This is a genomic window from Pseudomonas sp. C27(2019) (assembly GCF_008807395.1).
Classification (GTDB): domain Bacteria; phylum Pseudomonadota; class Gammaproteobacteria; order Pseudomonadales; family Pseudomonadaceae; genus Denitrificimonas.
The window spans coordinates 753,768-778,644 of record NZ_CP043320.1 but is presented as its reverse complement, the minus strand read 5'-3'; the positions used below and the strand labels follow the sequence as shown (position 1 = coordinate 778,644).

Sequence of the window (24,877 nt, the reverse complement as noted above, 5' to 3'; positions counted from 1 at the left end):
TCTCTGCGTAAGTATCCGTTATCATGACGCGCTTTTTACATAACACGGAGACAAGCATGACGCAGCAGTATCAACCCGGACAACGCTGGATCAGTGACGGCGAGGCTGAGCAGGGCCTAGGCACCGTTCTGACCTGCGATGGCCGCCTACTTACTATCCTCTACCCAGCCACAGGGGAGACTCGCCAATACTCGCAGCGCAATGCCCCTTTAACCCGTGTTCGCTTTGTACCAGGCGATGAAATCAGCCATTTCGACGGCTGGACTATGACTGTTCGTGAAGTCAGCGAAATCGATGGCTTGCTGATTTATCAAGGTTTTGACAGCAACAACCAGGACTGCGTCTTACCCGAAACACAGTTATCAAACTTTATTCAGTTCCGCATGGCCAGCGATCGCTTAGTAGCAGGACAAGTTGATCCCTTACCGTGGTTCACCCTGCGCTATCACTCACTTCAGCATAATAGCGACATGCAGCAGTCGAACCTCTGGGGCTTAGCTGGCGTACGCGCCCAACCCATTGCTCACCAACTGCACATAGCCCAAGAAGTGGCTGACCGTATTGCCCCACGCGTACTTTTAGCCGATGAAGTTGGCTTAGGTAAAACCATCGAAGCCGGTCTGATTATTCACCGCCAGCTGCTCAGTGGCCGCGCCAGTCGCATTCTGTTGATGGTCCCAGAAACACTGCAACACCAATGGTTGGTAGAGATGCGCCGTCGCTTTAATCTAGATGTCGCACTCTTTGATGCTGAGCGTTTTCAAGCCAGCGATGCCGACAACCCCTTTGATGATTGCCAAATCGCTTTGGTAGCAATGAACTGGCTGGTTGAAGACGAGCGCGCGCAAGAGGCGCTGTACAATTGCGACTGGGACATTATGGTGGTCGATGAGGCGCATCACTTGGTCTGGCATCCAGAGCAGCCCAGTCCTGCTTACCAACTGGTCGAGAGCTTAGCTGCTACCATTGCCGGCGTATTATTGCTAACCGCCACCCCTGAACAACTCGGTCAAGACAGCCACTTTGCCCGTTTACGTTTACTCGATCCACACCGCTTTCATGATCTCGCCGCGTTTCGTGAAGAGAGCACGCACTATCAAGCAATTGCCAACGCTGTACGCGAGTTGCTGGATCAACAGCAATTAAGCGCTAGCGCAGAAAAAACCATCCAAGATTTTTTGGGCGATAACAGCCAAACACTGATCAGCGCATTTAATGCGGGGGACGATCAAGCCGCGTCACGCTTAATTCGCGAGCTATTGGATCGTCACGGCACTGGCCGTTTGCTGTTTCGTAATACCCGCGCAGCCATTTCAGGTTTCCCTGAGCGCAAACTGCATGCTGCAGCGCTACCCTGCCCTGAGCAATACCTCAATAACCCTGTAGATTTGCATGCACAACTGTATCCAGAATTATACGCAGGCGGTCCAACCACGTTAACCACAGAGGACTCAGACGACAGCAGCAGCGAACAGCACTGGTGGCAATTTGACCCGCGCGTCGACTGGCTGCTTGAGACCCTGAAAGGGCTGAAGCAAGAAAAAGTCTTAGTCATTTGTGCACACGCGGAAACTGCTCTTGATCTGGGCGATGCCATGCGTATTCGCTCGGGCATCCCCGCCACCACCTTCCATGAAAGCATGAGCATTATTGAGCGTGACCGTGCAGCGGCTTGGTTTGCCGATGATGAATTTGGCGCACAGGTGATGTTCTGCTCAGAAATTGGCAGTGAAGGCCGTAACTTTCAATTCAGTCACCACTTGGTGTTGTTTGACTTACCGCAACACCCTGATTTGCTCGAGCAACGTATTGGTCGTCTGGATCGTATTGGTCAGCAGCACTGCATCGAGATTCATGTGCCTTACTTTATTGGCACAGCGCAGCAGCGAGTTTTCGAATGGTATCAGCAGGCACTGAACGCCTTTTTATCCACCTGCCCAACCGGTAATGCCCTGCAACTGCAGTTTGCCGAGCAACTGCAAACGCTGCTGCTTGATGCAGATGATGAAGCAAGTTGGCAAGCTCTACTAACCAATGCCGCCGCAATGCGTGTGCAACTGGAAAGCGAGATGGAAAAAGGCCGTGACCGCCTTTTAGAAATCAACTCCAGCGGTGCTGGGCGTGGCCAAGCATTGGTTGAAGCCATTGCCGAGCAAGACGATACCTACACGCTACCGATATATATGGAGCAGCTATTTAATGCCTTTGGTATTGATAGCGAAGACCACTCTGATAACGCCTTGATTTTGCGCCCTAGCGAGAAAATGCTCGATGCCAGCTTCCCGCTTGGCGACGATGAAGCGGTGACCATCACCTATGATCGGGAATTGGCACTCAGTCGTGAAGACATGCAGTTCATCACTTGGGAGCATCCTATGGTGCAAGGCGGTATGGATTTGGTGCTGTCCGGTTCAATGGGTAATACCGCGGTGGCTGTACTGAAAAACAAAGCCATTAAAGCCGGCACTATGCTGCTGGAGCTGCTGTTTGTTAGCGAAGCCATTGCACCGAAACACTTGCAACTGGGCCGCTTCTTACCACCGATCGCCATGCGCTGCCTAATGGACGAAAAAGGTACTGATTTGGCATCGCGTGTCAGCTTTGAAACGCTCAATGATCAACTCGAAAGTGTACCGCGCTCCAGCGCCAGTAAATTTGCGCGCGCACAACGTGAGACTTTGTTGCGCTTAGTCGACAGCGCGCAGACCAGCATGCAGCCTCGCCATACTGAACGTGTCGAGCAGGCCTCAGCCAGCTTTGCCGCGAGCATGGATGAAGAAATCGAACGCCTGACGGCATTGCAGGCGATCAATCCAAGCGTGCGCGATGAAGAAATCGAGACTTTACGTGCTTACAAGGAACAGGGCTTAAGCATGTTTGCTAAAGCCGCCTTGCGTCTTGAAGCGGTACGGGTACTGGTCGCAGGTTAAGACGATTGACCACACTGCGCTTGGTCGTGACGCAAGCGCAGTGTCTCAGTACTCAGCACATACTTTGGAGATAAGCCCATGACCTATACTGTCAAACCCATTGGTTATGTGCGCTCATGCTTTAAAGAAAAGTTTGCTATCCCACGCCAGCCCTTATTGGCGCCTGCGGCACAGGGGTGTATTGAATTACTAGCACCCTACGATCAAGCTGATGCTATCGCAGGTCTAGAAGACATCAGTCATATTTGGGTGATCTTTCTATTTCATAAAACCCTAGAAAGCACACCACGCTTAAAAGTACGCCCGCCACGGCTCGGGGTAATAAAAGTATTGGCGTATTTGCCAGTCGCGCCACTCATCGTCCTAATGGCATTGGTCAGTCAGCCGTGCGCTTGGATCGCGTAGAGCCGGGTCGTTTATGGATCTCGGGCATAGACTTACTGGATGGCACGCCAGTGCTGGATATCAAACCCTATGTGCCTTATGCCGATAGCTTGCCCTGTGCGCATAACGCGATTGCCGATGATGCGCCTGAATTAATTGCGGTAAGCTGGCAACCTACCGCCTTACAGCAAGCGCAACAGCATGCTCAACGCTTAGCACAACCACTGCAAGCACTGATTGAACAATGCTTAGCACAAGACCCTCGACCGGCTTACCAGCAACCGACGCCTGAGCGCATCTATGGTGTGCAGTTTTACGATGTACAGATTCGTTGGCATTATCTGACGCTTGAGCAGATTGAAGTACTCGAGGTTAGTTCTGTTTAATCGTGGCCTAGCTATTATTTACTCAATAATCAAAAACATCAGATTTTCATGTATGCCGGACCATATAGGCTATCAACAATTAAAAGCATTCAGAATTATCTACGCAATGACCAGCACACCTCAAATAAAAACTTTCAGGAACAATTGGCGCATGTTGCAGCGTGCAAGTGCTGTTCTTCCCTTAACACGCCATCCTGGCGTGATGCGGGCGCTACGCCATCCCTGGCTTCGCTCGCCACAACACCCGCACACTGCAGTTGATCATTGATGTTGTCTTCAAGTCTGTAGCATGGCTCTTTTAAAGCAGGAGCATTGATCTGCGCTAGGGTTTGCTCATCTTATAAAAACTTAAGCCAACATAGCCAAGAGCAAACCTTAGAGTTCAGAGCCATAGTCATAGTCAAAGCCAGAACCAGAACAAAAAACCACCCACCAAACTTAACGTGTAAAAACAAAGCTTCCAGGTACAAACGAGCCCTATATCAATCTTAATAACAACACCGCTGATCAACGAGTGCTTCGGGGTTGGTGTGACAAGCGAAGCCATGGATGGCGCAGCGCCGGAGTTGAACCCAGGATGGGTTCGTCGACGGAAAAACACCCACCCCGAAGTACGCTATGCCACGCAATCTTTAATGGCCATTACACCTCAAATAAAAAAACTTTCAGGAACAATTGGCGCATGTTGCAGCGTGCAAGTGCTGTTCTTCCCTTAACACGCCATCCTGGCGTGATGCGGGCGCTACGCCATCCCTGGCTTCGCTCGCCACAACACCCGCACACTGCAGTTGATCATTGATGTTGTCTTCAAGTCTGTAGCATGGCTCTTTTAAAGCAGGAGCATTGATCTGCGCTAGGGTTTGCTCATCTTATAAAAACTTAAGCCAACATAGCCAAGAGCAAACCTTAGAGTTCAGAGCCATAGTCATAGTCAAAGCCAGAACCAGAACGGAAAAACACCTGCCCCGAAGTACGCTATGCCACGCAATAACCAGCACACCTCAAATAAAAAACTTTCAGAAACAAACGAGCCTTATATCAATCTTAATAACAACACCGCTGATCAACGAGTACTTCGGGGTTGGTGTGACAAGCGAAGCCATGGATGGCGTAGCGCCGGAGTTGAACCCAGGATGGGTTCATCGACGGAAAAACACTTACCCTGAAGTACGCTATGCCACGCACAAGCTATTTAAAACTGACGCTGTAGTATGATTCTTTTTAAGCAAGAGCACTGATTACCGACAGGATTACACCCCTTCTAAAAGCACAACTCAGCAAAGCAACATGACTTAAACGTCTTTAGCAACCGACACTAAGCGACCATCTTCCAAAGTCAGAATCCGATCCATTTGTTGTGCCAAAGCTGGATCATGCGTAACGACTAAGAATGCCGTACCCATTGACACCGACAACTCTAAAATCAACTCTTGGATGGTCTGCGCCGTAGTGCGATCCAGGTTTCCAGTGGGCTCATCCAGCAACACCAACTTCGGCTGGTTGACCAAAGCCCGTGCAATCGCCACACGCTGACGTTCACCACCGGACAACTCCGACGGCTTATGATGAATACGCGGACCTAGACCCACACGAGTCAACAAAGCTTCCGCGCGCGCACGCGCCTCAGGCACAGGGAGGCTACCGATTAATAGCGGCATACACACGTTTTCTAACGCACTAAACTCAGCCAGCAAGTGATGAAACTGATAGACAAAACCCAAGGCACGGTTACGTAGCAAGCCACGCTTCTTTTCCGATAAAGCTGATAACTCCTCACCCGCTAGCCAGACACTACCGCTGCTGGGCGTATCTAACCCGCCGAGCATATTTAGTAGCGTGGTTTTTCCAGAGCCGGAACTACCGATAATCGCCACACGCTCACCGGCTTTTAATAACAGCTCAACACCTTGCAATACCTGCACTTCAGAAGGGCCTTCACTGTAGCTTTTAGCTAAATTGCGGCACTCTAAAACAGCCTGATTACTCATAACGTAAAGCCTCCGCAGGTTCAGTACGTGAAGCGCGCCACGCAGGGTACAAGGTGGCAAAGAAACTCATTAACAATGCAGCAGAACAAATCATCAGCACATCACTGCCGCGTAACTCTGAAGGTAAGTAACTTATAAAATACACATCAGAACTTAAGAATTGATGGCCAAAGAGTTTTTCTAAAGCGGCGACCCAAGTCGTTACATTCAGCGCACTGATCACACCCAAGACACCGCCAATCAAAGTACCGACAACACCAATCAGTGTGCCTTGCACCATAAAAATCGCCATAATTTGTCGTGGTGTCGCACCCAAGGTACGTAAGATTGCGATATCAGCCTTTTTGTCAGTCACCACCATAATCAGGGTAGAAATAATATTAAACGCGGCCACTGCCACGATCAGCAATAGCAACAAAGCGATCATGGTTTTTTCCATTTGAATGGCTTGGAATAAATTGCCATGGCTGCGCGTCCAATCACGCGGATGCAAATCACCATCCGGCATACTGCGGGCAATTTCCCAAGCTACGCGTGGTGCATCAAAGAGGTTATTCAGCTTTAAGCGTATGCCTTCGACTTGATTGGTCTGCCAGCGTGACAAACGCGCTGCGTCTTCAATATGAATCAGCGCCAATGAACTATCCAGTTCGGCTCCTACTTTAAACACCCCCACCACGGTGAAGCGCTTTAAGCGTGGGAACACGCCAGCAGGGGTAATCGAGGCTTCTGGCAAGACAAAGGTTAGCTTCTCGCCTACCGAAGCATTAAAACGTGCGGCAGTTTGCTGGCCAATCACAATGCCAAACTCGCCACTGGCCAAAGCCTCTAAACTGCCCTGCACCATATGATCCTCAATGATTGAGACATTCTTTTCAGCGCTGGGTAAAACACCGTTAACCAGTACCGGTTGCACGCTACCGCTATGGGTTAACATGCCCTGTAACTGAGTAAAAGGCGCTACCGCAACCACATCAGGATGCTCTAGCACCTGATCACCGGTCTGCTGCCAATCTTCTAGCGGTGTATATGAACTGACCGTGGCATGCGGCACCATGCCTAAAATTCGGGTACGCAGTTCACGGTCAAAGCCATTCATCACTGACAACACCAGAATCATCACGAGCACACCCAAGGCCAAGCCGATCATGGAGGTTAGTGAGATAAAAGAAATAAAGTGATTACGTCGTTTAGCACGCGTATAACGCATACCTATAAATAGAGCTAAAGGTCGAAACATAATGGACACATTCACAGAAAAGAATCGATAGATTGGCAGTTTGTCGTATGCCGATTTACACTCTGACCTCCATTGCAGCCATGGGTTCGTCATGTCCACACAAGATACCGAAGATCGCCGCGAATACTATCGCATTGACGATCAAATCGCACTGCAAATTCGTTTGCAAGGCTCTAAGAATGAAGAAGACTCCTTATTGTTCAACTTATTGGGAGACTTGCATCTTTTAGAGTATGAAGCACAACCACTCCTGCGCTCAGTGGGTGAAACCGACCGTGCTTTATCCAGTTATTTAAAAGTGATCAATAAGCGCATTGATTTGTTGGGGCAAGTGCTTGCACAGAATTTACTCAAAGACATAGGGCCAGTGCGCGATGTCAGCCTCTCCGAGTCTGGCTTAGCTTTTGTTGATGAACTGGTACACCCAGTTGGCACGCTACTGAGTCTAAAGGCAGTGTTACTGCCGCAAGGTTTTGGTTTGCACGTTGATGCACGCGTACTCGAACATCGAGATACAGCTGAAGGCATACAAACAGTCACCGTCTTTGAAAACCTATCAGCAGCCACCCAGCAAATTCTAGCTCGCCATATTTTACATAAGCAAGCACTGCAAAGACGCCTTGCCTTGCAGCCAAACGACTCGGAGTCAGCAAAATGAAACACATCGGTATTCTTGTCTGCTTAACTGTCCTATCAATCAGCCATATCCAAGCTGAAGTATTACGCATTCCGATCAGCCAGCAAGGTGCTTCTAGTCTCAGCATGCCCGCTCACGGAGACAAACAAGCACAGGTACTTCAGCAGTTTGGCGAACCACGTATTCGCCATCAAAGTGTTGGCCAACCACCGATAAGCCGCTGGGACTATCCAAATTTCAGTGTCTATTTTGAATACACTACTGTAATAAATAGTGTGCAAATTCATCAGCCTCGCACCCCTATTACGCCATGACTCTAATTTATGGCCATCGCGGTGCACGCGGTGAAGCACCGGAAAACACCTTAGCTAGCTTTGAGGCCTGCTTAAAAGCTGGCGTTAATCGCTGCGAACTGGACCTACAACTGTCCAAAGACGGGCAGTTGATGGTTATTCATGATGCCAGCTTAAAGCGCACCACTGGCCTGCGCGGAAAAGTCAGTCAGCATAGCGCTGAGCAGCTGATGCAAATGGATGCACGGCATAATACGGTGCCCTGGCCAACCGTCTGCCCTATTCCCAGCCTTGAGCAGCTGTTTAGTCTCTGCCCATTTGAGCACTGGCAACTGGAGGTCAAAGAAGCCTCAAGAAGTCGTTCGGCACATATCGTGCGCGCCATTGATCAATTGAGTGCGCGCTTTGCCTTGCAGGATAAAATCATTATTACCAGCAGCTCACGCACCGTTTTACGCGCAGCAAAACGCCTCACACCGCACCTAGCGCGCGGGTTGGTTGCTGAGTATGCATGGTTGGATCCAATTAAAGTGGCACTGCGTTATAACTGTCAGATGCTGGTATTGAATTGGGCGTTATCAACAGAGCAGCGCTTAGCTAAAGCACAGCAGGCAGGGTTACATGTATCAGTATGGACAGTCAACGAGCCAGCGCTGATGCGCCGACTCGCTGCGTGTGGTGCAGACAGCCTGATTACTGACTTTCCCGGTTTGGCCATTGCCACCCTTGGGAATCACTGAAACGCTGTTCCAAAAAGGCTCCGATCGAATCAGGCCACTGACCGGAGCCGCTCAAAAAAGCCGATTCAATCCATCGTAAGCGGCAACACGATAGGCTTCAGCCATGGTTGGGAAGTTAAACGTAGTATTAATAAAATACTTCAGCGTATTGGCTTCACCTGGCTGATTCATAATCGCCTGGCCAATATGAACAATTTCTGAGGCTTGATAACCAAAGCAATGCACACCCAAAATCGCTAAAGTTTCGCGGTGGAACAAGATTTTCAGCATGCCCACCGGTTCTTTAGAAATCTGCGCACGCGCCATACTCTTGAAGAAGGCTTTACCCACTTCATAAGGCACTTTTGCTTCAGTCAACTCGCGCTCTGTTTTACCAATCGAGCTGATTTCTGGGATGGTATAAATGCCTGTTGGCACATCATCAACAAAATGCCATGCATCGTCATCGATAATATTACCGGCAGCGGAGCGTCCTTGGTCATAGGCAGCACTGGCAAGACTCGGCCAACCAATTACATCACCGGCAGCATAAATATTAGGCACCGCAGTACGGTAATACTCATCGACTTCAATTTGTCCGCGACTATTGGCAGTTAAGCCAACATTTTCGAGGCCAAGCTGATCGGTATTACCCGTACGACCGTTACACCAGAGGAAGCCATCAGCTTTAATTTTTTTGCCCGACTTGAGGTGTAAAATTACACCTTTATCAATGCCTTCGACGCGCTCATATTCTTCGTTGTGACGAATCAACACGTTATTGTTGCGCAAGTGATAACTTAAGGCATCTGAAATTTCATCATCCAAGAAATTCAACAACTGACTACGATTGTCAATCAAATCAACCAATACGCCTAAACCACTAAAAATCGACGCATATTCGCTGCCAATCACACCCGCCCCGTAAATAATCAAGCGGCGCGGGGTGTGACTCAGACTTAAAATGGTATCGCTGTCATAAATACGTGGATGATTAAAATCAACATCAGCAGGACGATAGGGACGTGAGCCTGTCGCAATAATAATTTCATTGGCAACTAGTTTTTCAACGCGGCTTGGGCCTACCACATCAATGCTATGCTCATCAGCAAAACTGGCTGTGCCAAAGTAAACATCGATACGGTTGCGCGCAAAATAGCTGGTACGAGACGCGACTTGCTGCTCGATGACACCTTCCGCATTTTTTAGCACGTCGGGAAAAGAAAACCAGCGCGGCTCGCCAATTTGTCGAAATAATGAGCTGGTATTAAAGCGCAAAATTTGACGCACGGAGTGACGTAATGCCTTTGAAGGAATGGTGCCTAAATGTGTACTGCTACCCCCCAAAACGCCACGGTTTTCTACAACAGCAACTTTACGGCCTGCTTTGGCAGCATTCATTGCCGCCCCTTCCCCTGCAGGTCCTGAACCCAGAATCACCACATCATAGTTGTAAACCGCCATTTGGACTCCTTCACAACATGTGCAGCATACAAAAGACTGGATACTGCAACATATTCACATAGAAAATTGGCCTATTGAGCCTGTGTAACTCGTGTCAAGCAATTAGCGCTTGGTCGCGTCATAAGCCAGCACAGCATCCTGCGCTAACACACCTTGCGGATCATTGGCTTCATCACACTTCTCACGTACACCGCCGCAAATCGAGCACTGTTTTTCAATGCCCAAGTTAGCAATTCCACCGCACGAGCCAGCGATGGGTTTGCGCCCAGCTAATACGCCAGCAGACATACCCAGTACGACCAGCGCCATGACAGCAAAGACCACAATAAATAACATAATCCCACTCATGGGTTACCTCCTTCAGGAAATATCCTGGAAAATTCTGAACTGACCTGTGTCGCAAAACCATCACCATCGCGCATCACAAAAAAAGCCGCAATATTATGTTGTTCTGCAAAGTCTAAACCGCGCTCGGGGCCAAGAACTAACAACAGTGTACCTAAACCATCGGCGCGTAAGGTAGATTGATCAACAACAGTCACAGAAGCCAAGCGGTGACGGATGGGGGCGGCCTCTTGTGGATCAATGGTATGTGAGAAGCGCACACCATCTTCCTCAAAATAATTACGGTAATCACCGGAGGTATTCAGTCCGTAACCATCAATTTCCAATACCCGTTGAATTACCCGCTGCCCATCACCCAGCGGCTGCTCAAGGGCAATACGCCACGGTGAACCATCAGGTTTACGTCCTTTTGCGATCAACTCACCAGTCACTTCAATCATGTAGCTGTCGATATTGAGTTCAGCAAAACGCTCACTGATACGATCAACCGTATAGCCTGCTGCGATGCTATTGAACTCAACCTGCACATCAGCATCTTTGCACAACTGATCATTGACCACGCGCACATGCTGATAACCCACACGAGCTTTTGCTTGAGCAATGTCTTCAGCACTGGGCACATGCTTAGCACGCGCTTGCGGACCAAAGCCCCACACATCCAGCAGCGGTCCCAAAGTTAAATCAAATGCACCATCGCTGATACGCGACAGCTCATGGCCATACTGGACTAAATCCAGCACAGGCTGTGGCATCTGCATACAGGTATTAACGGGAGATTGATTAAAGCGGGCAATGTCAGAGTCTAGACGATAGGTCGACATTTGCCGGTCGACCTCATCCAAAATACTTTGCACCTCAGCACCCACAGCATCGGCTGCAGGTGTTGCGGCATTGTAAACATACTTGATCGTAAAAGTGCTACCCATGGTAAGACCGGACAACTCTTCAACGCGCTCAGCGTTGCTCTCGCAAGCACTGAGCGTTAAAACTAAGGCTGTAGCTAAACACGCTCCCTGTAACAGGTTGCGCAGCATATTAGCCTCCAAAGTCATCAAGTAAGATATTTTCCGGTTCCACACCTAAATTCAGCAGCATGTCAGTTACTGCTTTGTTCATCATTGGTGGCCCGCACATGTAGAACTCGCAGTCTTCTGGTGCTGGGTGATCTTTTAGGTAGTTCTCATAAAGAACGTTATGAATAAACCCAGTGTAGCCTTCCCAGTTATCTTCTGGCAACGGATCAGACAAAGCTAAATGCCAGGTGAAGTTTGGGTTCTCTTCCTGCAACTGATCGTATTCCTCGTTGTAGAAAGATTCACGCAAGGAACGTGCGCCATACCAGAAGCTGATTTTGCGCTTACTGTTCAAACGCTTAAGCTGATCAAAAATATGCGAGCGCATCGGTGCCATACCTGCACCACCACCGATAAAGACCATTTCTGCATCAGTATCTTTAGCGAAGAAGTCACCAAATGGTCCATATACGGTAATCTTATCGCCTGGCTTCAGGCTGAACACATAAGAGGACATAATTCCTGCTGGAATGTGATCCTGACCTGGTGGTGGTGTAGCAATACGGATATTGAACTTAACGATGCCGGTTTCTTCTGGGTAGTTGGCCATTGAATAAGCACGGATGGTCGTTTCAGTCACCGTTGAAGTGTAGCGCCAAATATCAAACTTATCCCAGTCCTCATGAAACTCAGGCTGGATATCAAAGTCTTTATAATGAACTACGTGCGGCGGACATTCCAACTGCACATAACCACCAGCACGGAAGTTTACATCGTCGCCGTCAGGGATGCGCAAGGTCAACTCTTTAATAAAAGTTGCTACGTTCGGGTTGGATTCAACCGTACATTCCCACTTCTTAACGCCAAACACTTCTTCTGGAACTTCAATTTCCATATCCTGCTTGACTGAAACCTGACAGGCTAAGCGCCAGCCTTCGTTTGCCTCACGCTTAGTAAAGTGCGATTCTTCCGTCGGTAGCAAACCACCACCGCCACTCTTTACTATGCAAGTGCATTGTCCACAGGTACCACCACCGCCACACGCGGAAGGAATAAAAATATCGCTGCTCGCTAATGTTTGTAGCAACTTATCACCAGCAGGTACGGTAATCGTACGTTCACTGTTGATATTAATGGCTACATCACCGCTGGATACCAAGCGCGCACGGGCGACTAGAATCATCGCTACTAAGGCGAGGACGATCGCGGTGAACATACCTATAGCGAGAAAAATCTCAAAATTCATTACTCGCTACTCCTTACAGTTGAATGCCAGAGAATGACATAAAGCCCAATGACATTAAGCCAATCGTAATAAACGTTATACCCAGACCTTGCAGGCCTTGTGGCACATCGCTGTATTTAAGTTTTTCACGAATACCGGCCAACAGTGCAATCGCTAGCGCCCATGAGAAACCTGAGCCTAAGCCATATACAGCACTTTCTGTGAAATTGTAATCACGCTCCACCATAAACAAAGTACCACCCATGATGGCGCAGTTTACGGTAATCAACGGCAAGAATACGCCCAGCGCGTTATATAACGCTGGCACATACTTATCGAGGAGCATTTCTAGAATTTGCACAATCGCCGCAATTACGCCGATGTAGCTGAGTAAGCCTAAGAAACTTAGATCGACTTCAGGCATACCGGCCCAAGCCAACGCGCCATCTTTAAGTAAGTAGGTGTAGATCAGGTTGTTGGCCGGCACAGTAATCACCTGCACCACCACAACCGCAATACCTAGGCCAATTGCAGTTTCCACTTTTTTGGAAATCGCAATAAAAGTACACATACCCAAGAAGAACGCCAACGCCATGTTTTCAACAAAAACGGCCTTAACAAATAAGCTGATGTAATGTTCCATCAGTATGCCTCCTTCTCTTGAGAGTGCGCAGCAATACGGAAATCAGGCTCTTCAACCTGCTCTTTCTTCCACATGCGCAGCCCCCAAATAATCAAACCAATTAAGAAGAATGCCGAAGGTGGTAATAACAACATCCCGTTAGGTAAGTACCAGCCGCCGTCATTGACCGCAGGAAGTATGGCGTAACCCATTATTTTGCCTGCACCAAATAACTCACGGATGATCCCTAAAACAACCAGCATTGCGCTGTAACCTAAACCGTTACCAACACCGTCAAAGAATGACAGTACCGGCGGATTAGACATAGCAAATGCTTCTGCACGGCCCATCACAATACAGTTGGTGATAATCAAACCGACGAATACCGACAACTGTTTTGATAGCGAGTAAGCGAAAGCTTTCAGGACCTGATCAACCACGATCACCAGCGAGGCAATGATCACCATCTGCACAATCATGCGAATTGAGCTAGGGATTTGCTTGCGAATCATCGAAATAAACATATTCGAGAACGCAGTTACCAAAGTTAGGGCAACCGACATCACTAGCGCAGTTTCTACGTTAGTGGTGACCGCCAATGCCGAACAGATGCCCAGCATCTGCAAGCCAATGGGGTTGTTGTTAAAAATCGGATCAAGTACAACTTGTTTAATTGTTGGCTGTGACATCTTTACGCCTCCCCTGCACGTAAATGCTCAATAAAGCTACCAAAGCCATTCTCACCTAGCCAGAACTGCACTAAATGGGTGACACCGTTACTGGTTAAGGTTGCACCTGCCAAGCCATCGACTTGATTAACAGCTGTTGCACTGCTTTGGTCAACATTACCTTTTACGACGCGAATAGCCACTTCATCTTTATTGTTAAACAGGCTTTTACCTAACCACTGATCACGCCACTTTGGATTGTCAACTTCACCACCCAAACCAGGCGTTTCACCATGCTCATAGAAGCCAAAACCAGCAACAGTATTGAGATCACCTTTCACCGCAATAAAGCCATGCAGAGTTGACCACAAACCGTAACCGCGTACCGGAATGATAAGCGTATCTAACTGACCATTCTGTTCAACCACGTACACCGTGCTATAACGCTCACGACGCTTGATGGAGGCAATATCCTCAGCACCTTTCAGTACTTTGGATAACGCTGGATCTTTCGATGACGCCAGTGGATCAAAAGTAACAGGGTCTTGAGCATCGGAATACTTACCTGTTTCTAAATCAACAAGACGCGCTTCAATCCGCTCAGCAAACATTTGCTTAACTTGCGCACCAGACATACTGGCATCACCCAGTCCAGCAATTGACAGAATGCTGCGTTGCTTATCGAGCAAACGATTTTCAGATTGAATGGGGCGTAGAGCAACCGCTGCTCCTGCCACGAATATTGAACACACCAAGCACACCAATAAAGCAACGGTCAGCGTGCGGGTGATTGATTCTTTTGGACTAGACATTGCGCGCCAGCCTCCGCTTAATGTTGGCCTGAACAACAAAGTGGTCAATTAATGGTGCACAGAGGTTAGCAAACAGAATCGCCAACATCATGCCTTCTGGGAACGCTGGGTTAACCACGCGGATCAACACCACCATCACACCAATCAGCGCACCAAAGATCCACTTACCGGTATTGGTCATAGATGCAGATACAGGGTCAGTCGCCATAAAGATCATGCCGAAAGCAAAACCACCGACAACCATATGCCAGTACCACGGCATGGCAAACAGCGGGTTGGTATCTGAACCAATCATGTTAAGCAGCAGACTTAAAGCAATCATGCCAAGCATCACGCCAGCAACAATACGCCATGCAGCAATGCGCATAATCAGCAGCACCGCACCACCAATAAAGATTGCTAGGGTACTGGTTTCACCGATAGAGCCCTGCATGGTACCCACAAAGGCATCCATCCAAGTCAAACCTGAATCCAACAACTGCTGCATACCACCTTCAGCAGTGACGCTCAACGCTGTAGCTCCGGCAAAACCATCTACTGCAGTCCATACAGCATCACCAGAGATCTGCGCTGGATAAGCAAAGAACAAGAAGGCACGACCCGCCAGTGCAGGGTTCAAGAAGTTCTTGCCGGTACCACCAAACACTTCTTTACCAATCACGACACCAAAGCTGATACCCATGGCCACTTGCCATAAAGGAATGGTTGGCGGAACGATTAGCGCGAAGAGAATCGAGGTTACGAAGAACCCTTCGTTAATTTCATGGCGACGAACAGAAGCAAACAACACTTCCCAGAATCCACCGGCAATGAAAGTCACCATGTAAATTGGCACAAACCAAGTGGCTCCTTGGATCATGTTGTCCCAGACGCTGCCTGGATCAAACCCTGCCAGCATGGCGGTTAAAGCCATGCGCCAGCCCTCTTGGGCTGCCATCAGCTCTGGGTTGTCGGCAAAAATCAAGTTAGCTTGATAACCGACGTTCCACATTCCAAAGAACATAGCTGGAAACGCACATAGCCAAACTGTGATCATAATGCGCTTGAGGTCAACACCGTCGCGAACATGAGCGTTAGTTTTGGTGACACTGCGTGGGCGATACAAGATGGTGTCAGCAGCCTCATACAAGGCATACCATTTCTCGTATTTACCACCTTTTTCGAAATGGTGTTCGACTTTATCAAGGAATGCACGAAGACTCATTGCTTATCCCTCCTGCTCAATACGCGTTAGATTGTCCCGCAAAACCGGGCCGTACTCATACTTGCCTGGGCATGCAAACGTGCATAACGCCAGATCTTCCTCATCTAACTCTAAGCAGCCTAACTTTTGTGCCACATCAGTATCGCCGACCAGTAGCGCACGCAATAATTGCGTTGGCAAAATATCCAGTGGCATTACTTTTTCATAGCTGCCCACAGGAATCATGGCTCGCTCGCCACCATTGGTGGTTGTGGTGAAATTAAACTTTTTATTTGCAGATAACTTAGAAATAAAAATATTGAGTATAGAGAACTTGTTAACCCCAGCACGTAAGTAGTGAAAAACTTCTCGATGGGGGTCTTCAGCCAAGCAGCTCAGCTGATTATGGTAACGGCCTAGAAAGTCACAACTTCCGCGTGCAGTACGCCCGCCCAAGACTGATCCGGAGACCACTCGATTGCTGCCTTCTGCCAACTCACCCTTAACCAGATCGCTTGCATTAGCGCCCAAACGGGTGCGCACTAAGCGTGGTTTTTTAACCACAGGTCCAGCTATGGAAATGACACGCTCAACCCATAATTGGCCGCTGGTAAATAATTTACCAATAGCAATCACATCTTGATAACCAATCTGCCAGACGCTACGCGTTGCACTGACCGGATCGAGGAAGTGAATATGGGTGCCAGGTAAACCAGCGGGATGCGGGCCTGAGAACGCTTCAGTGTGAACGTTGTCTAACGTCTCACCGGGTAAGGTCGCGCCTTCAGCCTTGCATAAAAATACTTTTGCCAGTCGACTCAGCACAGTTAAGCCATGACTGAAGTCTTCTGCATATTCAGCAATGACAACTGCAGGATCAGCAGCTAATGGATGCGTATCCATAGCCGTCACGAAGATCGAGCGTGGTGTTGCATCAATGGCGGGAATCTTGCTGTATGGGCGGGTGCGTAAAGCTGCCCACAAACCAGACTCCTGCAGATTTTCTCGTACCTGCTCGCCTGCTAACCCTGCTAATTTATCTGCAGCATAACTGGCAAACGTGACTTGATCATCACCTTCCAGCTCGATCACCACAGATTGCAGTACGCGACGTTCACCACGGTTAACTGCTTTAACCACCCCAGCGCCTGGCGCTGTAAAGTGCACACCGGGTGTTTTTTTGTCAGAGAACAGAACTTGGCCAAGTTTGACCCGATCCCCTTCCTGCACCTGCATTGTAGGCTTCATCCCGTTATAGTCGAAGCCTATGACTGCAACACTACGAACAGGCTTTGCAGCCTCGATACGCTGTGTTGGCGTGCCTGTCATGGGCAAGTCAAGCCCACGTTTTATTTTGATCATAGGTTTGCCTAACCACGATAGTGAAATTTATGTTATGTCGAAACACTTGCCTAATACTCTATAAAAATAGAAACTAAACAACTGTTCCGGCGTTTAGAAAAGTAATCTGCGCAATTATAAAGAGGCCTTGCCATCACTTGCTAGCTAAATGGTCAATTTTCTACTAAATGACCCTGTACTTTAGTGGAATAATGACCCAAAGCCTCTAAGTATTTAAAAGGCAAAAGGGAGCCAGAAGGCCCCATTTTGCATTTAACTGATCAACGATCAACTACGCATTACTTTGGAAATGCTGGTGGATTAACGTCAGCTATATCTTCCATCACACGCACAACCTGACAGCTGTAACCGTACTCGTTGTCATACCAGACATAGAGAATTAATCGGTTATCAGTGCAAATGGTCGCTTCTGCATCCACCACGCCCGCATGACGCGAGCCAACAAAGTCTGTTGATACCACTTCTTCTGAGCAAACATAGTCAATTTGCTTTTGCAAATCGGAATGCATCGCGATCTGGCGCAGGTATTCGTTGACCTCGTCGCGGCTCGTGCTTTTCTCAAGATTTAAATTAAGAATCGCCATGGAAACGTTTGGCGTTGGTACGCGGATCGCGTTACCGGTAAGCTTGCCTTCTAAGAAGGGTAACGCTTTTGCAGCGGCTGTGGCAGCACCGGTCTCGGTTAATACCATGTTCAGCGGAGCACTTCGTCCACGACGGCTTCCTGTGTGGAAGTTATCAATTAAGTTTTGGTCATTCGTGTAGGAATGCACGGTTTCAACGTGACCGTTAACAATACCGAACTGATCATTAATCGCTTTTAAGACTGGCACAATTGCGTTAGTGGTGCACGATGCCGCCGAAATAATCTTGTCATCGGGCGTAATATCGGTGTGGTTAATACCATGCACGATATTTTTCAGTGCACCCTTACCCGGCGCCGTCAGTACCACGCGAGCAATGCCTGGGCACCCTAGGTGCTGACTCAAGCCTTCCTCGTCACGCCAGCGACCGGTGTTGTCCACCAGCAATGCATTTTTAATAGCATACTTGGTGTAATCCACTGTTTTCGGATCATTTGAGTAAATAACGTTAACCAAATTTCCATTGACGGTCATCGTGCTGTTTTCTTCATCGATGACGATGGTGCCATCAAACGAGCCATGCACAGAATCGCGGCGCAGCAGACTGGCACGTTTAGCTAGGTCATTTTCTGCACCTTTGCGCACGACAATTGCGCGTAAACGCAGGCCGTCACCAGCGCCGGTTTTTTCAACCAGAATACGCGCCAATAAGCGACCAATACGACCAAAACCATAAAGCACAACATCAGTACCTTGGTGAGCATTGCTGTCGCGCTTACCCACCACATCAGCCAGCTCGTCGCGTAAAAACTGGTCAATACTGCGGCCATTGGCTTCAGCTTTGAACTTAACAACCATCTTACCTAAATCGATAGATGCACTGCCCAGCTCCATTTCGCTCATGGCTTTTAGCATAGGGTAGGTGTCACGCACAGACAGCTCAGAATCGTTACCAATACGGTGACGAGCAAAGCGGTGCGCTTTAAGAATTGCAATAACAGAGCGATTGATAAGGCCGCGTCCGTAGATGGACGTCACCACGTTATTACTGCGGTAGAGATGGCCAATAAGCGGAATCATTGCCTCGGCAAGGGCTTCGCGATCAATCCATTCACCAAGACACTGGTCAGTCTTCTGAGTCACGTTGAATACCTATTAAGGGGCTAAAAAAGAGCCTCATTATCGACTGCATAAAGCAAAGCGGCAAGCTCTAAGCAGCTATTCTCTTGAAAACCTTATATAGCGAGTGACTCAATAGCCCGTTACAATCGCCTCTTTTATTGTTCATACAAGAGTCAGCTGTGTCTGTATTGCGCTTTCCAAAACCACCCTCCAACTCTGCAAAACAACTGTGGGGCAACCTGTCTGGCGCCGCCCAAGGCCTTGCTATCGCCGAGGCAACCCGCAGCGCGCAGCGTTTTACTTTGCTCTTAACCGACAACAGCCAGAACGCCGAACGGCTGAAAGAAGAACTGGCTTTTTTTGCTCCAGAATTGCCGGTTTTGCACTTCCCAGACTGGGAAACCCTGCCCTATGATGTGTTCTCTCCGCATCAGGATATTATTTCCCAACGTGTCGCCACTCTGTATCAGCTACCGCAATTGCAGCAGGGTATTTTAGTCGTTCCCATAAATACCGCTCTGCATCGCCTGGCGCCTAAGTCATTTATGTTGGACGCCAGTTTGATGCTCGATGTTGGGCAAAAGCTGGACGTGGAAAACATGCGCAGCCGCTTGCAGGCGTCCGGTTACCAGTGCGTGGATACTGTTTACGAGCATGGCGAGTTTGCCGTGCGTGGCGCGTTACTGGATTTATTCCCGATGGGCAGCGAAGCACCTTACCGTATCGACCTGTTTGATGATGAAATCGAAACGCTGCGCACCTTTGACCCAGAAACCCAGCGCTCCAATGACAAAGTAGACAGCATTCGCCTACTGCCCGCTCGCGAGTTTCCGCTCGACAAAAAAGCACGTGCCGATTTTCGCGCGCGTTTTCGTGAACGTTTTGATGTTGATTTTCGTCGTTGCCCGCTCTACCAAGACTTAGCCGGCGGCATAATTCCCGCAGGCATCGAAGCCTACTTACCCTTATTTTTTGATGGTACTAGCAGCCTGTTTGACTATTTACCCAGTGACGCACAAGTATTTTCCTTGCAGGGTATCGATGCTGCAGCAGAAACCTTCTGGCAAGACATTCGCAGCCGCTATGAAGAGCGTCGTGGTGATATTGAACGCCCGCTACTGCCGCCTGCTGACTTATTTATTGCTATTAACGACTACTATAGCGCGCTGAAAGACTACCCGCGCATTGTCATTGATGCGCACGACATCAGCCCCGGAGTGGGCCGTGAACGCCTGCCCATCCAGACTTTTCCTGACTTATCCCTTGATGCGCGCGCAGCTGAACCGCTGAGCAAAGTCAAAGAATTCTTAGAGCGTTTTTCTGGGCGCACGTTATTTACTGTGGAAACCGCAGGACGTCGCGAGGTTTTGCTAGAGCTGCTGCAGCGAATTGCGGTTACTCCAATTGAAGTGGCCGGCTGGGAGGACTTCTTAACCTCAGACACCAAGATTGCCATTTGCGTTGCACCAATCGAATCTGGTGTTCTACTCGATGACATAGCTCTTATCCCAGAAAGCGCCCTGCTCGGCCAGCGTGTCATGCAACGCCGACGCCGTGAGAAAAATCGCGACGCCAGCCATGAAAACGTGATTCGCAATCTTACGGAGCTGCGCGAAGGCGCACCTGTAGTGCATATTGATCACGGGGTCGGTCGCTACCAAGGTTTAGTGACCCTTGAGATTGAGGAGCAAGCCACTGAATTTTTAATGCTGGAGTACGCTGATCAAGCCAAGCTCTATGTACCCGTGGCCAACTTGCACTTAATCGCACGCTATACTGGCAGTGATGACAGCAGCGCTCCGCTGCATCGCCTTGGCACCGAGCAATGGCAGAAAGCCAAACGTAAAGCAGCCGAACAAGTACGTGACGTAGCGGCCGAGTTACTGAATATTTACGCGATTCGTGCCGCCCGTGAAGGCTATGCTTTTACCAACCCAGGGGTTGATTACGCCACCTTCAGCGCAGCATTTCCCTTTGAGGAAACCCCCGACCAGCAAGTTGCCATCGACAATGTGCGCAATGACATGCTGTCAGGCAAACCCATGGATCGCTTAATATGTGGCGACGTGGGCTTTGGTAAAACCGAAGTGGCGATGCGCGCAGCTTTTATTGCGATACACAGCGGTAAACAAGTCGCAGTACTGGTGCCTACCACCTTGTTGGCCCAGCAACACTACAATAGCTTTCGCGACCGCTTTGCCGACTGGCCGGTAAAGGTTGAAGTGATGAGTCGCTTTAAAACCGCCAAAGAAATCAAACAAGCCATCACTGACCTAGCAGAAGGCAAAGTCGATATTTTAATCGGCACGCATAAACTGCTGCAAAGTGATGTGAAGTTTAACAACTTAGGCTTGGTGATCATTGATGAAGAACACCGCTTCGGTGTGCGCCAGAAAGAGCAGCTTAAAGCCCTACGCAGTGAAGTAGATATCCTCACCCTCACCGCCACCCCGATCCCACGCACGCTCAATATGGCCTTTGCCGGCATGCGTGATATGTCGATTATCGCTACACCACCAGCACGCCGCCTCTCGGTGCGCACCTTCGTCATGCAACGCCAAGATGCGGTGGTCAAAGAAGCCCTATTGCGTGAACTGTTGCGCGGTGGTCAGGTGTACTTTTTGCACAACGATGTCAAAACCATCGAGAAATGTGCGGCAGATTTAGCTGCCTTGGTACCGGAAGCTCGTATTGGTATCGGTCACGGACAAATGCATGAGCGCGAACTTGAACAAGTGATGGCTGACTTTTACCACAATCGTTACAACGTGCTGGTGGCATCAACCATTATCGAAACCGGTATTGATATACCCAACGCCAACACCATCATCATTGATCGCGCCGATAAGTTTGGTTTAGCCCAATTGCACCAACTGCGTGGCCGGGTGGGCCGCAGCCACCACCAAGCCTATGCGTACTTACTGACGCCGCCGCAAAAAAGCATGACCACTGATGCGCAAAAACGTTTAGAAGCCATCAGCAATGCACAAGACTTAGGCGCTGGTTTTATGCTTGCCACCCATGACTTGGAAATTCGTGGTGCCGGTGAACTGCTCGGTGATGGTCAAAGCGGGGAAATTCAGGCGATTGGCTTTACTCTGTATATGGAAATGCTTGAGCGCGCGGTTGAGTCGATTCGTAAAGGTGAAGAGCCCAACCTTGAGCAGCCGCTCAACAGCGGCGCTGATATCAACCTACGCGTACCAGCTCTGATTCCAGGCGAATACCTACCCGATGTGCATACACGCCTAATACTCTACAAACGTATTTCTTCGGCCAAAGACGCTGCCGCCCTGAAAGAACTGCAGGTGGAAATGATTGATCGCTTTGGTTTACTGCCTGAACCAGCCAAGCACCTAATTCGTGTTACCGAGCTTAAATTAAAAGCGCAAGCCTTGGGCATTATTAAGATTGATGCAGGGCCACACGGCGGCCGCTTGGAGTTTGCCGGTGACACCTGTGTTGACCCCATGCGTTTGATTAAACTGATTCAAAGCCAACCCAAACACTACCGCTTTGAAGGTGCCACGGTATTTAAATTTAACGTGCCAATGGATAGTCCAGAACAGCGCTTTGCTACAATTGAAGCGCTACTGGGTCAACTGGCCGAATAAAAACAATTCTAGGAGCAGTATATGCGCTACCTCATTATTCACTTTGTTCTTTTATTCAGCTTAGGCAGCGCGCAAGCCTTCGCCACCGAGTCCCAACTGGTTGAGTTGATTGTCTTTCAACAAAACAACGACAGTTTGCAAAGCAGCCGTGTTGCACCTGATAACTGGGCCAATGGCGCAACGCGAATCACTGCTGATATGTTGCGTAGCACTCAGCTTGACCTATTAGCCAAGAAACTCACGCCTGACAACGGCTATCAGGTGATTATGCATAAAGCTTGGCTACAAAATAACGATGGCACAACAGCTCAGGTTGCAATCAGCGATGGCCCTGCGTATTTTCAACACTTCCCTATCGAAGGCACCCTAAGCTTTGAGCTTGAGCGCACCAGTTCAGTGCAGTTGGACTTATGGATCAATCAATTCAATACTGATAAAACCCTGCGCAGCAGCCAACGTTTTAAACAAAAGACCTTGGTCGCCAATGGGCAAGTAACCTATGTTGATAGCGGCAGCCTTGGTGCCTTGATCCGCATTCAAGCGCAACAGAGCACAGCGCAGCCGCAGCCAGATCAGATACAGATAGAGCCGGAGCAGATACCGCAAGCGCTACCTAATCCAGAGGATTTTGAGTAGACCCTATGCGGGTGAGCCACCCACGCCTCCCAAATCAGTCTCACTCAATATCTGACAGCCACTGCGCATAGCCCTGCTCTTGCATCTGCGCTTTTGGGATAAATTTCAAACTGGCGCCATTGATGCAGTAACGCAAGCCACCACGATCGCGTGGACCATCAGGGAAAACATGGCCTAAATGCGAGTCGGCCACAGCGCTGCGTATTTCTATGCGACGCATGTTATAGCTGGTGTCGATCTTTTCAGTGACAACACTGGCATTAATCGGCTGCACAAAACTGGGCCAGCCACAGCCGGACTGATACTTATCACGCGAGCTGAACAACGGCTCACCACTGACAATATCAACATACAAGCCCGGCTCAAACAACTCATCATAGCGATGACTGAACGCTCGCTCTGTACCGTTTTTTTGCGTAATCTGATATTGCTCGCGAGTTAAGCGCTGCTGCAGTGTTTTGCTGTCAGGTTTTTCAAAACGGCTGGCATCAAACCCCTGCGGCGCCGCTTTGTTTGCTTTGGTTTGACCTGGCAACGGCTCATCCGCCAGATTCAGATCCACATGGCAGTAACCATTAGGATTTTTCATCAAATAATCTTGGTGGTACTGCTCGGCATCGTAAAAATGTACCAGCGGTGTATTTTCTACCACCACTGGGCGCTTGTAACGCTCTTGCAACGCGGTGAGTGCCGCAGCCACCACAGCTTGCTCTGCTGGGTCAGTGCTATATACACCCGTGCGGTATTGCACGCCACGATCATTGCCCTGCTTGTTTAAGCTGGTCGGATCAATGATGCGAAAGAAATACTGTAAAATATCGTCAAGGCTGAGTTTATCTGGGTTGTAGACAACTTTGACGGTTTCCGCATGCCCAGTTTTTCTGTACACCACATCTTCATAACTGGGGTTATCTGTGCGGCCATTGGCATAACCTGACACCGCATCGAGCACGCCATCAATGCGTTCAAAATAGGCTTCGACACCCCAAAAACAACCACCGGCCAAATAAATCGTGCGCGCATTAATCGGCACTGAGTCTTGATCTTTTTTTGGTTGATAAAAGGTATGCGCTGCATCGTTGAGATCGGCGTTTGGGTTATCAAGCAAGGCCAAGGCTTGTGATTTATTGATACTGCCCTTAATCACCCGCGCCAGCTGACCACTCTGATCAATCAGCGCCCAACTGGGATAGACCTTAACCCCAAGGCGCTTAATTAACTCACCACTGGCATCCATACGCACGGGTAAATCGGGGTAATCCAAGCCGCTGTACCAGTCAGTAAACGCATCGAGTGGCTGCTCACCCAAAACACCAGGTGACACCACTGTTAGCAGGTTAGCTTTAGAAAAATCCGGATCGACAACCCAGCCTTCTGTCTGTCCCAGCTCAGACAAGCACAACGGACACCAGCTCGACCACAACTTAATCAGAGTCGGTTTATTGGTCTGTAAAGCAGCAGGCTCGACAGCGCTCACATCCGGCAAGCTATGCGCCTGCTGCGCTAAATTCAGCTGCAACGGTTGAGCCACAGCCAACGTCGGCCCGCCCGACACAAGCCCTATAAACAGCGCAGCCAGCACTGCAAGTGCAGCGATAACTTGCCAACGCATTGATAACAGCATGACTTTTCTCTCTATTGATATACATC

At 49.1% G+C, this 24,877-nt stretch carries 19 protein-coding genes and 1 pseudogene; 7 read left to right on the top strand and 13 right to left on the bottom strand.

Annotation, left to right across the window (positions count from 1 at the left end; genetic code table 11):
* The first annotated feature begins 56 nt into the window (after positions 1-56).
* Together rapA and tsaA are read left to right on the top strand one after the other, a co-directional pair.
* Positions 57-2,930 (top strand): RNA polymerase-associated protein RapA, encoded by a 2,874-nt coding sequence (rapA, locus tag FXF61_RS03630; RefSeq protein WP_151183983.1) that lies wholly within the window; start codon positions 57-59, stop codon positions 2,928-2,930.
* A 78-nt stretch (positions 2,931-3,008) separates the two neighbouring features.
* Positions 3,009-3,700 (top strand): annotated as a pseudogene (tsaA, locus tag FXF61_RS03625) (tRNA (N6-threonylcarbamoyladenosine(37)-N6)-methyltransferase TrmO).
* Positions 3,701-4,992: 1,292 nt separating this feature from the next.
* Here the strand turns inward: tsaA and lolD are convergent.
* Positions 4,993-5,688, bottom strand: coding sequence for a lipoprotein-releasing ABC transporter ATP-binding protein LolD (lolD, locus tag FXF61_RS03620; RefSeq protein WP_151183982.1), 696 nt, complete (start codon positions 5,686-5,688; stop codon positions 4,993-4,995).
* The gene (locus FXF61_RS03615) at positions 5,681-6,928 is read right to left on the bottom strand and encodes a lipoprotein-releasing ABC transporter permease subunit (protein ID WP_151183981.1); all 1,248 of its coding nucleotides are present in this window, start codon (positions 6,926-6,928) and stop codon (positions 5,681-5,683) included. Before FXF61_RS03615 ends, lolD begins: the two co-directional genes overlap by 8 nt.
* Positions 6,929-7,019: 91 nt before the next feature.
* Here FXF61_RS03615 and FXF61_RS03610 point away from each other — a divergent pair, with 91 nt between their 5' ends.
* From FXF61_RS03610 to FXF61_RS03600, 3 genes are read left to right on the top strand one after another with little or no spacing between them, the layout of a single operon-like run.
* Entirely contained in the window at positions 7,020-7,586 is a 567-nt protein-coding gene (locus FXF61_RS03610) for a PilZ domain-containing protein (RefSeq protein WP_151183980.1), read from the top strand.
* On the top strand, positions 7,583-7,879 hold the full coding sequence (locus tag FXF61_RS03605; RefSeq protein ID WP_151183979.1) for a phosphodiesterase: 297 nt from the start codon (positions 7,583-7,585) through the stop codon (positions 7,877-7,879). The genes FXF61_RS03610 and FXF61_RS03605 overlap by 4 nt, the downstream gene beginning before the upstream one ends.
* Positions 7,876-8,598 carry a glycerophosphodiester phosphodiesterase gene (locus FXF61_RS03600; RefSeq protein ID WP_151183978.1) on the top strand — a complete coding sequence of 241 codons (723 nt, stop codon included), beginning with the start codon at positions 7,876-7,878 and terminating at the stop codon, positions 8,596-8,598. The genes FXF61_RS03605 and FXF61_RS03600 overlap by 4 nt, the downstream gene beginning before the upstream one ends.
* Positions 8,599-8,649: 51 nt before the next feature.
* On the opposite strand, the gene sthA is transcribed toward FXF61_RS03600, so the two are convergent.
* From sthA to FXF61_RS03550, 10 genes are all read right to left on the bottom strand, one after another.
* Complete coding sequence (sthA, locus tag FXF61_RS03595) at positions 8,650-10,041, bottom strand: Si-specific NAD(P)(+) transhydrogenase (RefSeq protein WP_151183977.1); 1,392 nt, start codon at positions 10,039-10,041, stop codon at positions 8,650-8,652.
* Between the two features lie 102 nt (positions 10,042-10,143).
* Entirely contained in the window at positions 10,144-10,377 is a 234-nt protein-coding gene (nqrM, locus tag FXF61_RS03590) for a (Na+)-NQR maturation NqrM (RefSeq protein WP_151185995.1), read from the bottom strand.
* 8 nt (positions 10,378-10,385) lie between these two features.
* A complete protein-coding gene (locus tag FXF61_RS03585; protein WP_151183976.1) occupies positions 10,386-11,420 on the bottom strand; it encodes an FAD:protein FMN transferase in 1,035 nt (344 codons plus the stop codon).
* 1 nt (position 11,421) lies between these two features.
* On the bottom strand, positions 11,422-12,645 hold the full coding sequence (nqrF, locus tag FXF61_RS03580) for an NADH:ubiquinone reductase (Na(+)-transporting) subunit F (protein WP_151183975.1): 1,224 nt from the start codon (positions 12,643-12,645) through the stop codon (positions 11,422-11,424).
* A gap of 13 nt (positions 12,646-12,658) precedes the next feature.
* Complete coding sequence (nqrE, locus tag FXF61_RS03575; protein WP_151183974.1) at positions 12,659-13,267, bottom strand: NADH:ubiquinone reductase (Na(+)-transporting) subunit E; 609 nt, start codon at positions 13,265-13,267, stop codon at positions 12,659-12,661.
* Positions 13,267-13,935: an NADH:ubiquinone reductase (Na(+)-transporting) subunit D gene (locus FXF61_RS03570; RefSeq protein ID WP_151183973.1), complete on the bottom strand. Its 669-nt coding sequence runs from the start codon at positions 13,933-13,935 to the stop codon at positions 13,267-13,269. Before FXF61_RS03570 ends, nqrE begins: the two co-directional genes overlap by 1 nt.
* A gap of 2 nt (positions 13,936-13,937) precedes the next feature.
* Positions 13,938-14,726, bottom strand: a complete 789-nt coding sequence (locus tag FXF61_RS03565; protein ID WP_151183972.1) for a Na(+)-translocating NADH-quinone reductase subunit C — start codon at positions 14,724-14,726, stop codon at positions 13,938-13,940.
* Positions 14,719-15,930, bottom strand: coding sequence for an NADH:ubiquinone reductase (Na(+)-transporting) subunit B (locus tag FXF61_RS03560; RefSeq protein WP_151183971.1), 1,212 nt, complete (start codon positions 15,928-15,930; stop codon positions 14,719-14,721). Before FXF61_RS03560 ends, FXF61_RS03565 begins: the two co-directional genes overlap by 8 nt.
* 3 nt (positions 15,931-15,933) lie before the next feature.
* Positions 15,934-17,271, bottom strand: coding sequence for a Na(+)-translocating NADH-quinone reductase subunit A (locus tag FXF61_RS03555; protein ID WP_151183970.1), 1,338 nt, complete (start codon positions 17,269-17,271; stop codon positions 15,934-15,936).
* A gap of 278 nt (positions 17,272-17,549) precedes the next feature.
* Positions 17,550-18,998, bottom strand: a complete 1,449-nt coding sequence (locus FXF61_RS03550) for a glyceraldehyde-3-phosphate dehydrogenase (RefSeq protein WP_151183969.1) — start codon at positions 18,996-18,998, stop codon at positions 17,550-17,552.
* A gap of 158 nt (positions 18,999-19,156) precedes the next feature.
* Between FXF61_RS03550 and mfd the strand changes: the two genes are divergently transcribed.
* Together mfd and FXF61_RS03540 are read left to right on the top strand one after the other, a co-directional pair.
* Positions 19,157-22,591 (top strand): transcription-repair coupling factor, encoded by a 3,435-nt coding sequence (gene mfd / locus FXF61_RS03545; RefSeq protein WP_151183968.1) that lies wholly within the window; start codon positions 19,157-19,159, stop codon positions 22,589-22,591.
* A 21-nt stretch (positions 22,592-22,612) separates the two neighbouring features.
* Positions 22,613-23,227, top strand: a complete 615-nt coding sequence (locus FXF61_RS03540; protein ID WP_151183967.1) for a CsiV family protein — start codon at positions 22,613-22,615, stop codon at positions 23,225-23,227.
* A gap of 40 nt (positions 23,228-23,267) precedes the next feature.
* Here FXF61_RS03540 and msrAB read toward each other — a convergent pair whose 3' ends face one another.
* Positions 23,268-24,851 carry a bifunctional peptide-methionine (S)-S-oxide reductase MsrA/peptide-methionine (R)-S-oxide reductase MsrB gene (msrAB, locus tag FXF61_RS03535; protein ID WP_218571838.1) on the bottom strand — a complete coding sequence of 528 codons (1,584 nt, stop codon included), beginning with the start codon at positions 24,849-24,851 and terminating at the stop codon, positions 23,268-23,270.
* Positions 24,852-24,877: the final 26 nt, after the last annotated feature.

Excerpts from the sequence above, each read along its gene's own strand:
- rapA (WP_151183983.1), top strand. The coding sequence starts at position 57 with ATGACGCAGCAGTATCAACCCGGACAACGCTGGATCAGTGACGGCGAG.
- lolD (WP_151183982.1), bottom strand. The coding sequence starts at position 5,688 with ATGAGTAATCAGGCTGTTTTAGAGTGCCGCAATTTAGCTAAAAGCTAC.
- FXF61_RS03615 (WP_151183981.1), bottom strand. The coding sequence starts at position 6,928 with ATGTTTCGACCTTTAGCTCTATTTATAGGTATGCGTTATACGCGTGCT.
- FXF61_RS03610 (WP_151183980.1), top strand. The coding sequence starts at position 7,020 with ATGTCCACACAAGATACCGAAGATCGCCGCGAATACTATCGCATTGAC.
- FXF61_RS03605 (WP_151183979.1), top strand. The coding sequence starts at position 7,583 with ATGAAACACATCGGTATTCTTGTCTGCTTAACTGTCCTATCAATCAGC.
- FXF61_RS03600 (WP_151183978.1), top strand. The coding sequence starts at position 7,876 with ATGACTCTAATTTATGGCCATCGCGGTGCACGCGGTGAAGCACCGGAA.
- sthA (WP_151183977.1), bottom strand. The coding sequence starts at position 10,041 with ATGGCGGTTTACAACTATGATGTGGTGATTCTGGGTTCAGGACCTGCA.
- nqrM (WP_151185995.1), bottom strand. The coding sequence starts at position 10,377 with ATGTTATTTATTGTGGTCTTTGCTGTCATGGCGCTGGTCGTACTGGGT.
- FXF61_RS03585 (WP_151183976.1), bottom strand. The coding sequence starts at position 11,420 with ATGCTGCGCAACCTGTTACAGGGAGCGTGTTTAGCTACAGCCTTAGTT.
- nqrF (WP_151183975.1), bottom strand. The coding sequence starts at position 12,645 with ATGAATTTTGAGATTTTTCTCGCTATAGGTATGTTCACCGCGATCGTC.
- nqrE (WP_151183974.1), bottom strand. The coding sequence starts at position 13,267 with ATGGAACATTACATCAGCTTATTTGTTAAGGCCGTTTTTGTTGAAAAC.
- FXF61_RS03570 (WP_151183973.1), bottom strand. The coding sequence starts at position 13,935 with ATGTCACAGCCAACAATTAAACAAGTTGTACTTGATCCGATTTTTAAC.
- FXF61_RS03565 (WP_151183972.1), bottom strand. The coding sequence starts at position 14,726 with ATGTCTAGTCCAAAAGAATCAATCACCCGCACGCTGACCGTTGCTTTA.
- FXF61_RS03560 (WP_151183971.1), bottom strand. The coding sequence starts at position 15,930 with ATGAGTCTTCGTGCATTCCTTGATAAAGTCGAACACCATTTCGAAAAA.
- FXF61_RS03555 (WP_151183970.1), bottom strand. The coding sequence starts at position 17,271 with ATGATCAAAATAAAACGTGGGCTTGACTTGCCCATGACAGGCACGCCA.
- FXF61_RS03540 (WP_151183967.1), top strand. The coding sequence starts at position 22,613 with ATGCGCTACCTCATTATTCACTTTGTTCTTTTATTCAGCTTAGGCAGC.
- msrAB (WP_218571838.1), bottom strand. The coding sequence starts at position 24,851 with ATGCTGTTATCAATGCGTTGGCAAGTTATCGCTGCACTTGCAGTGCTG.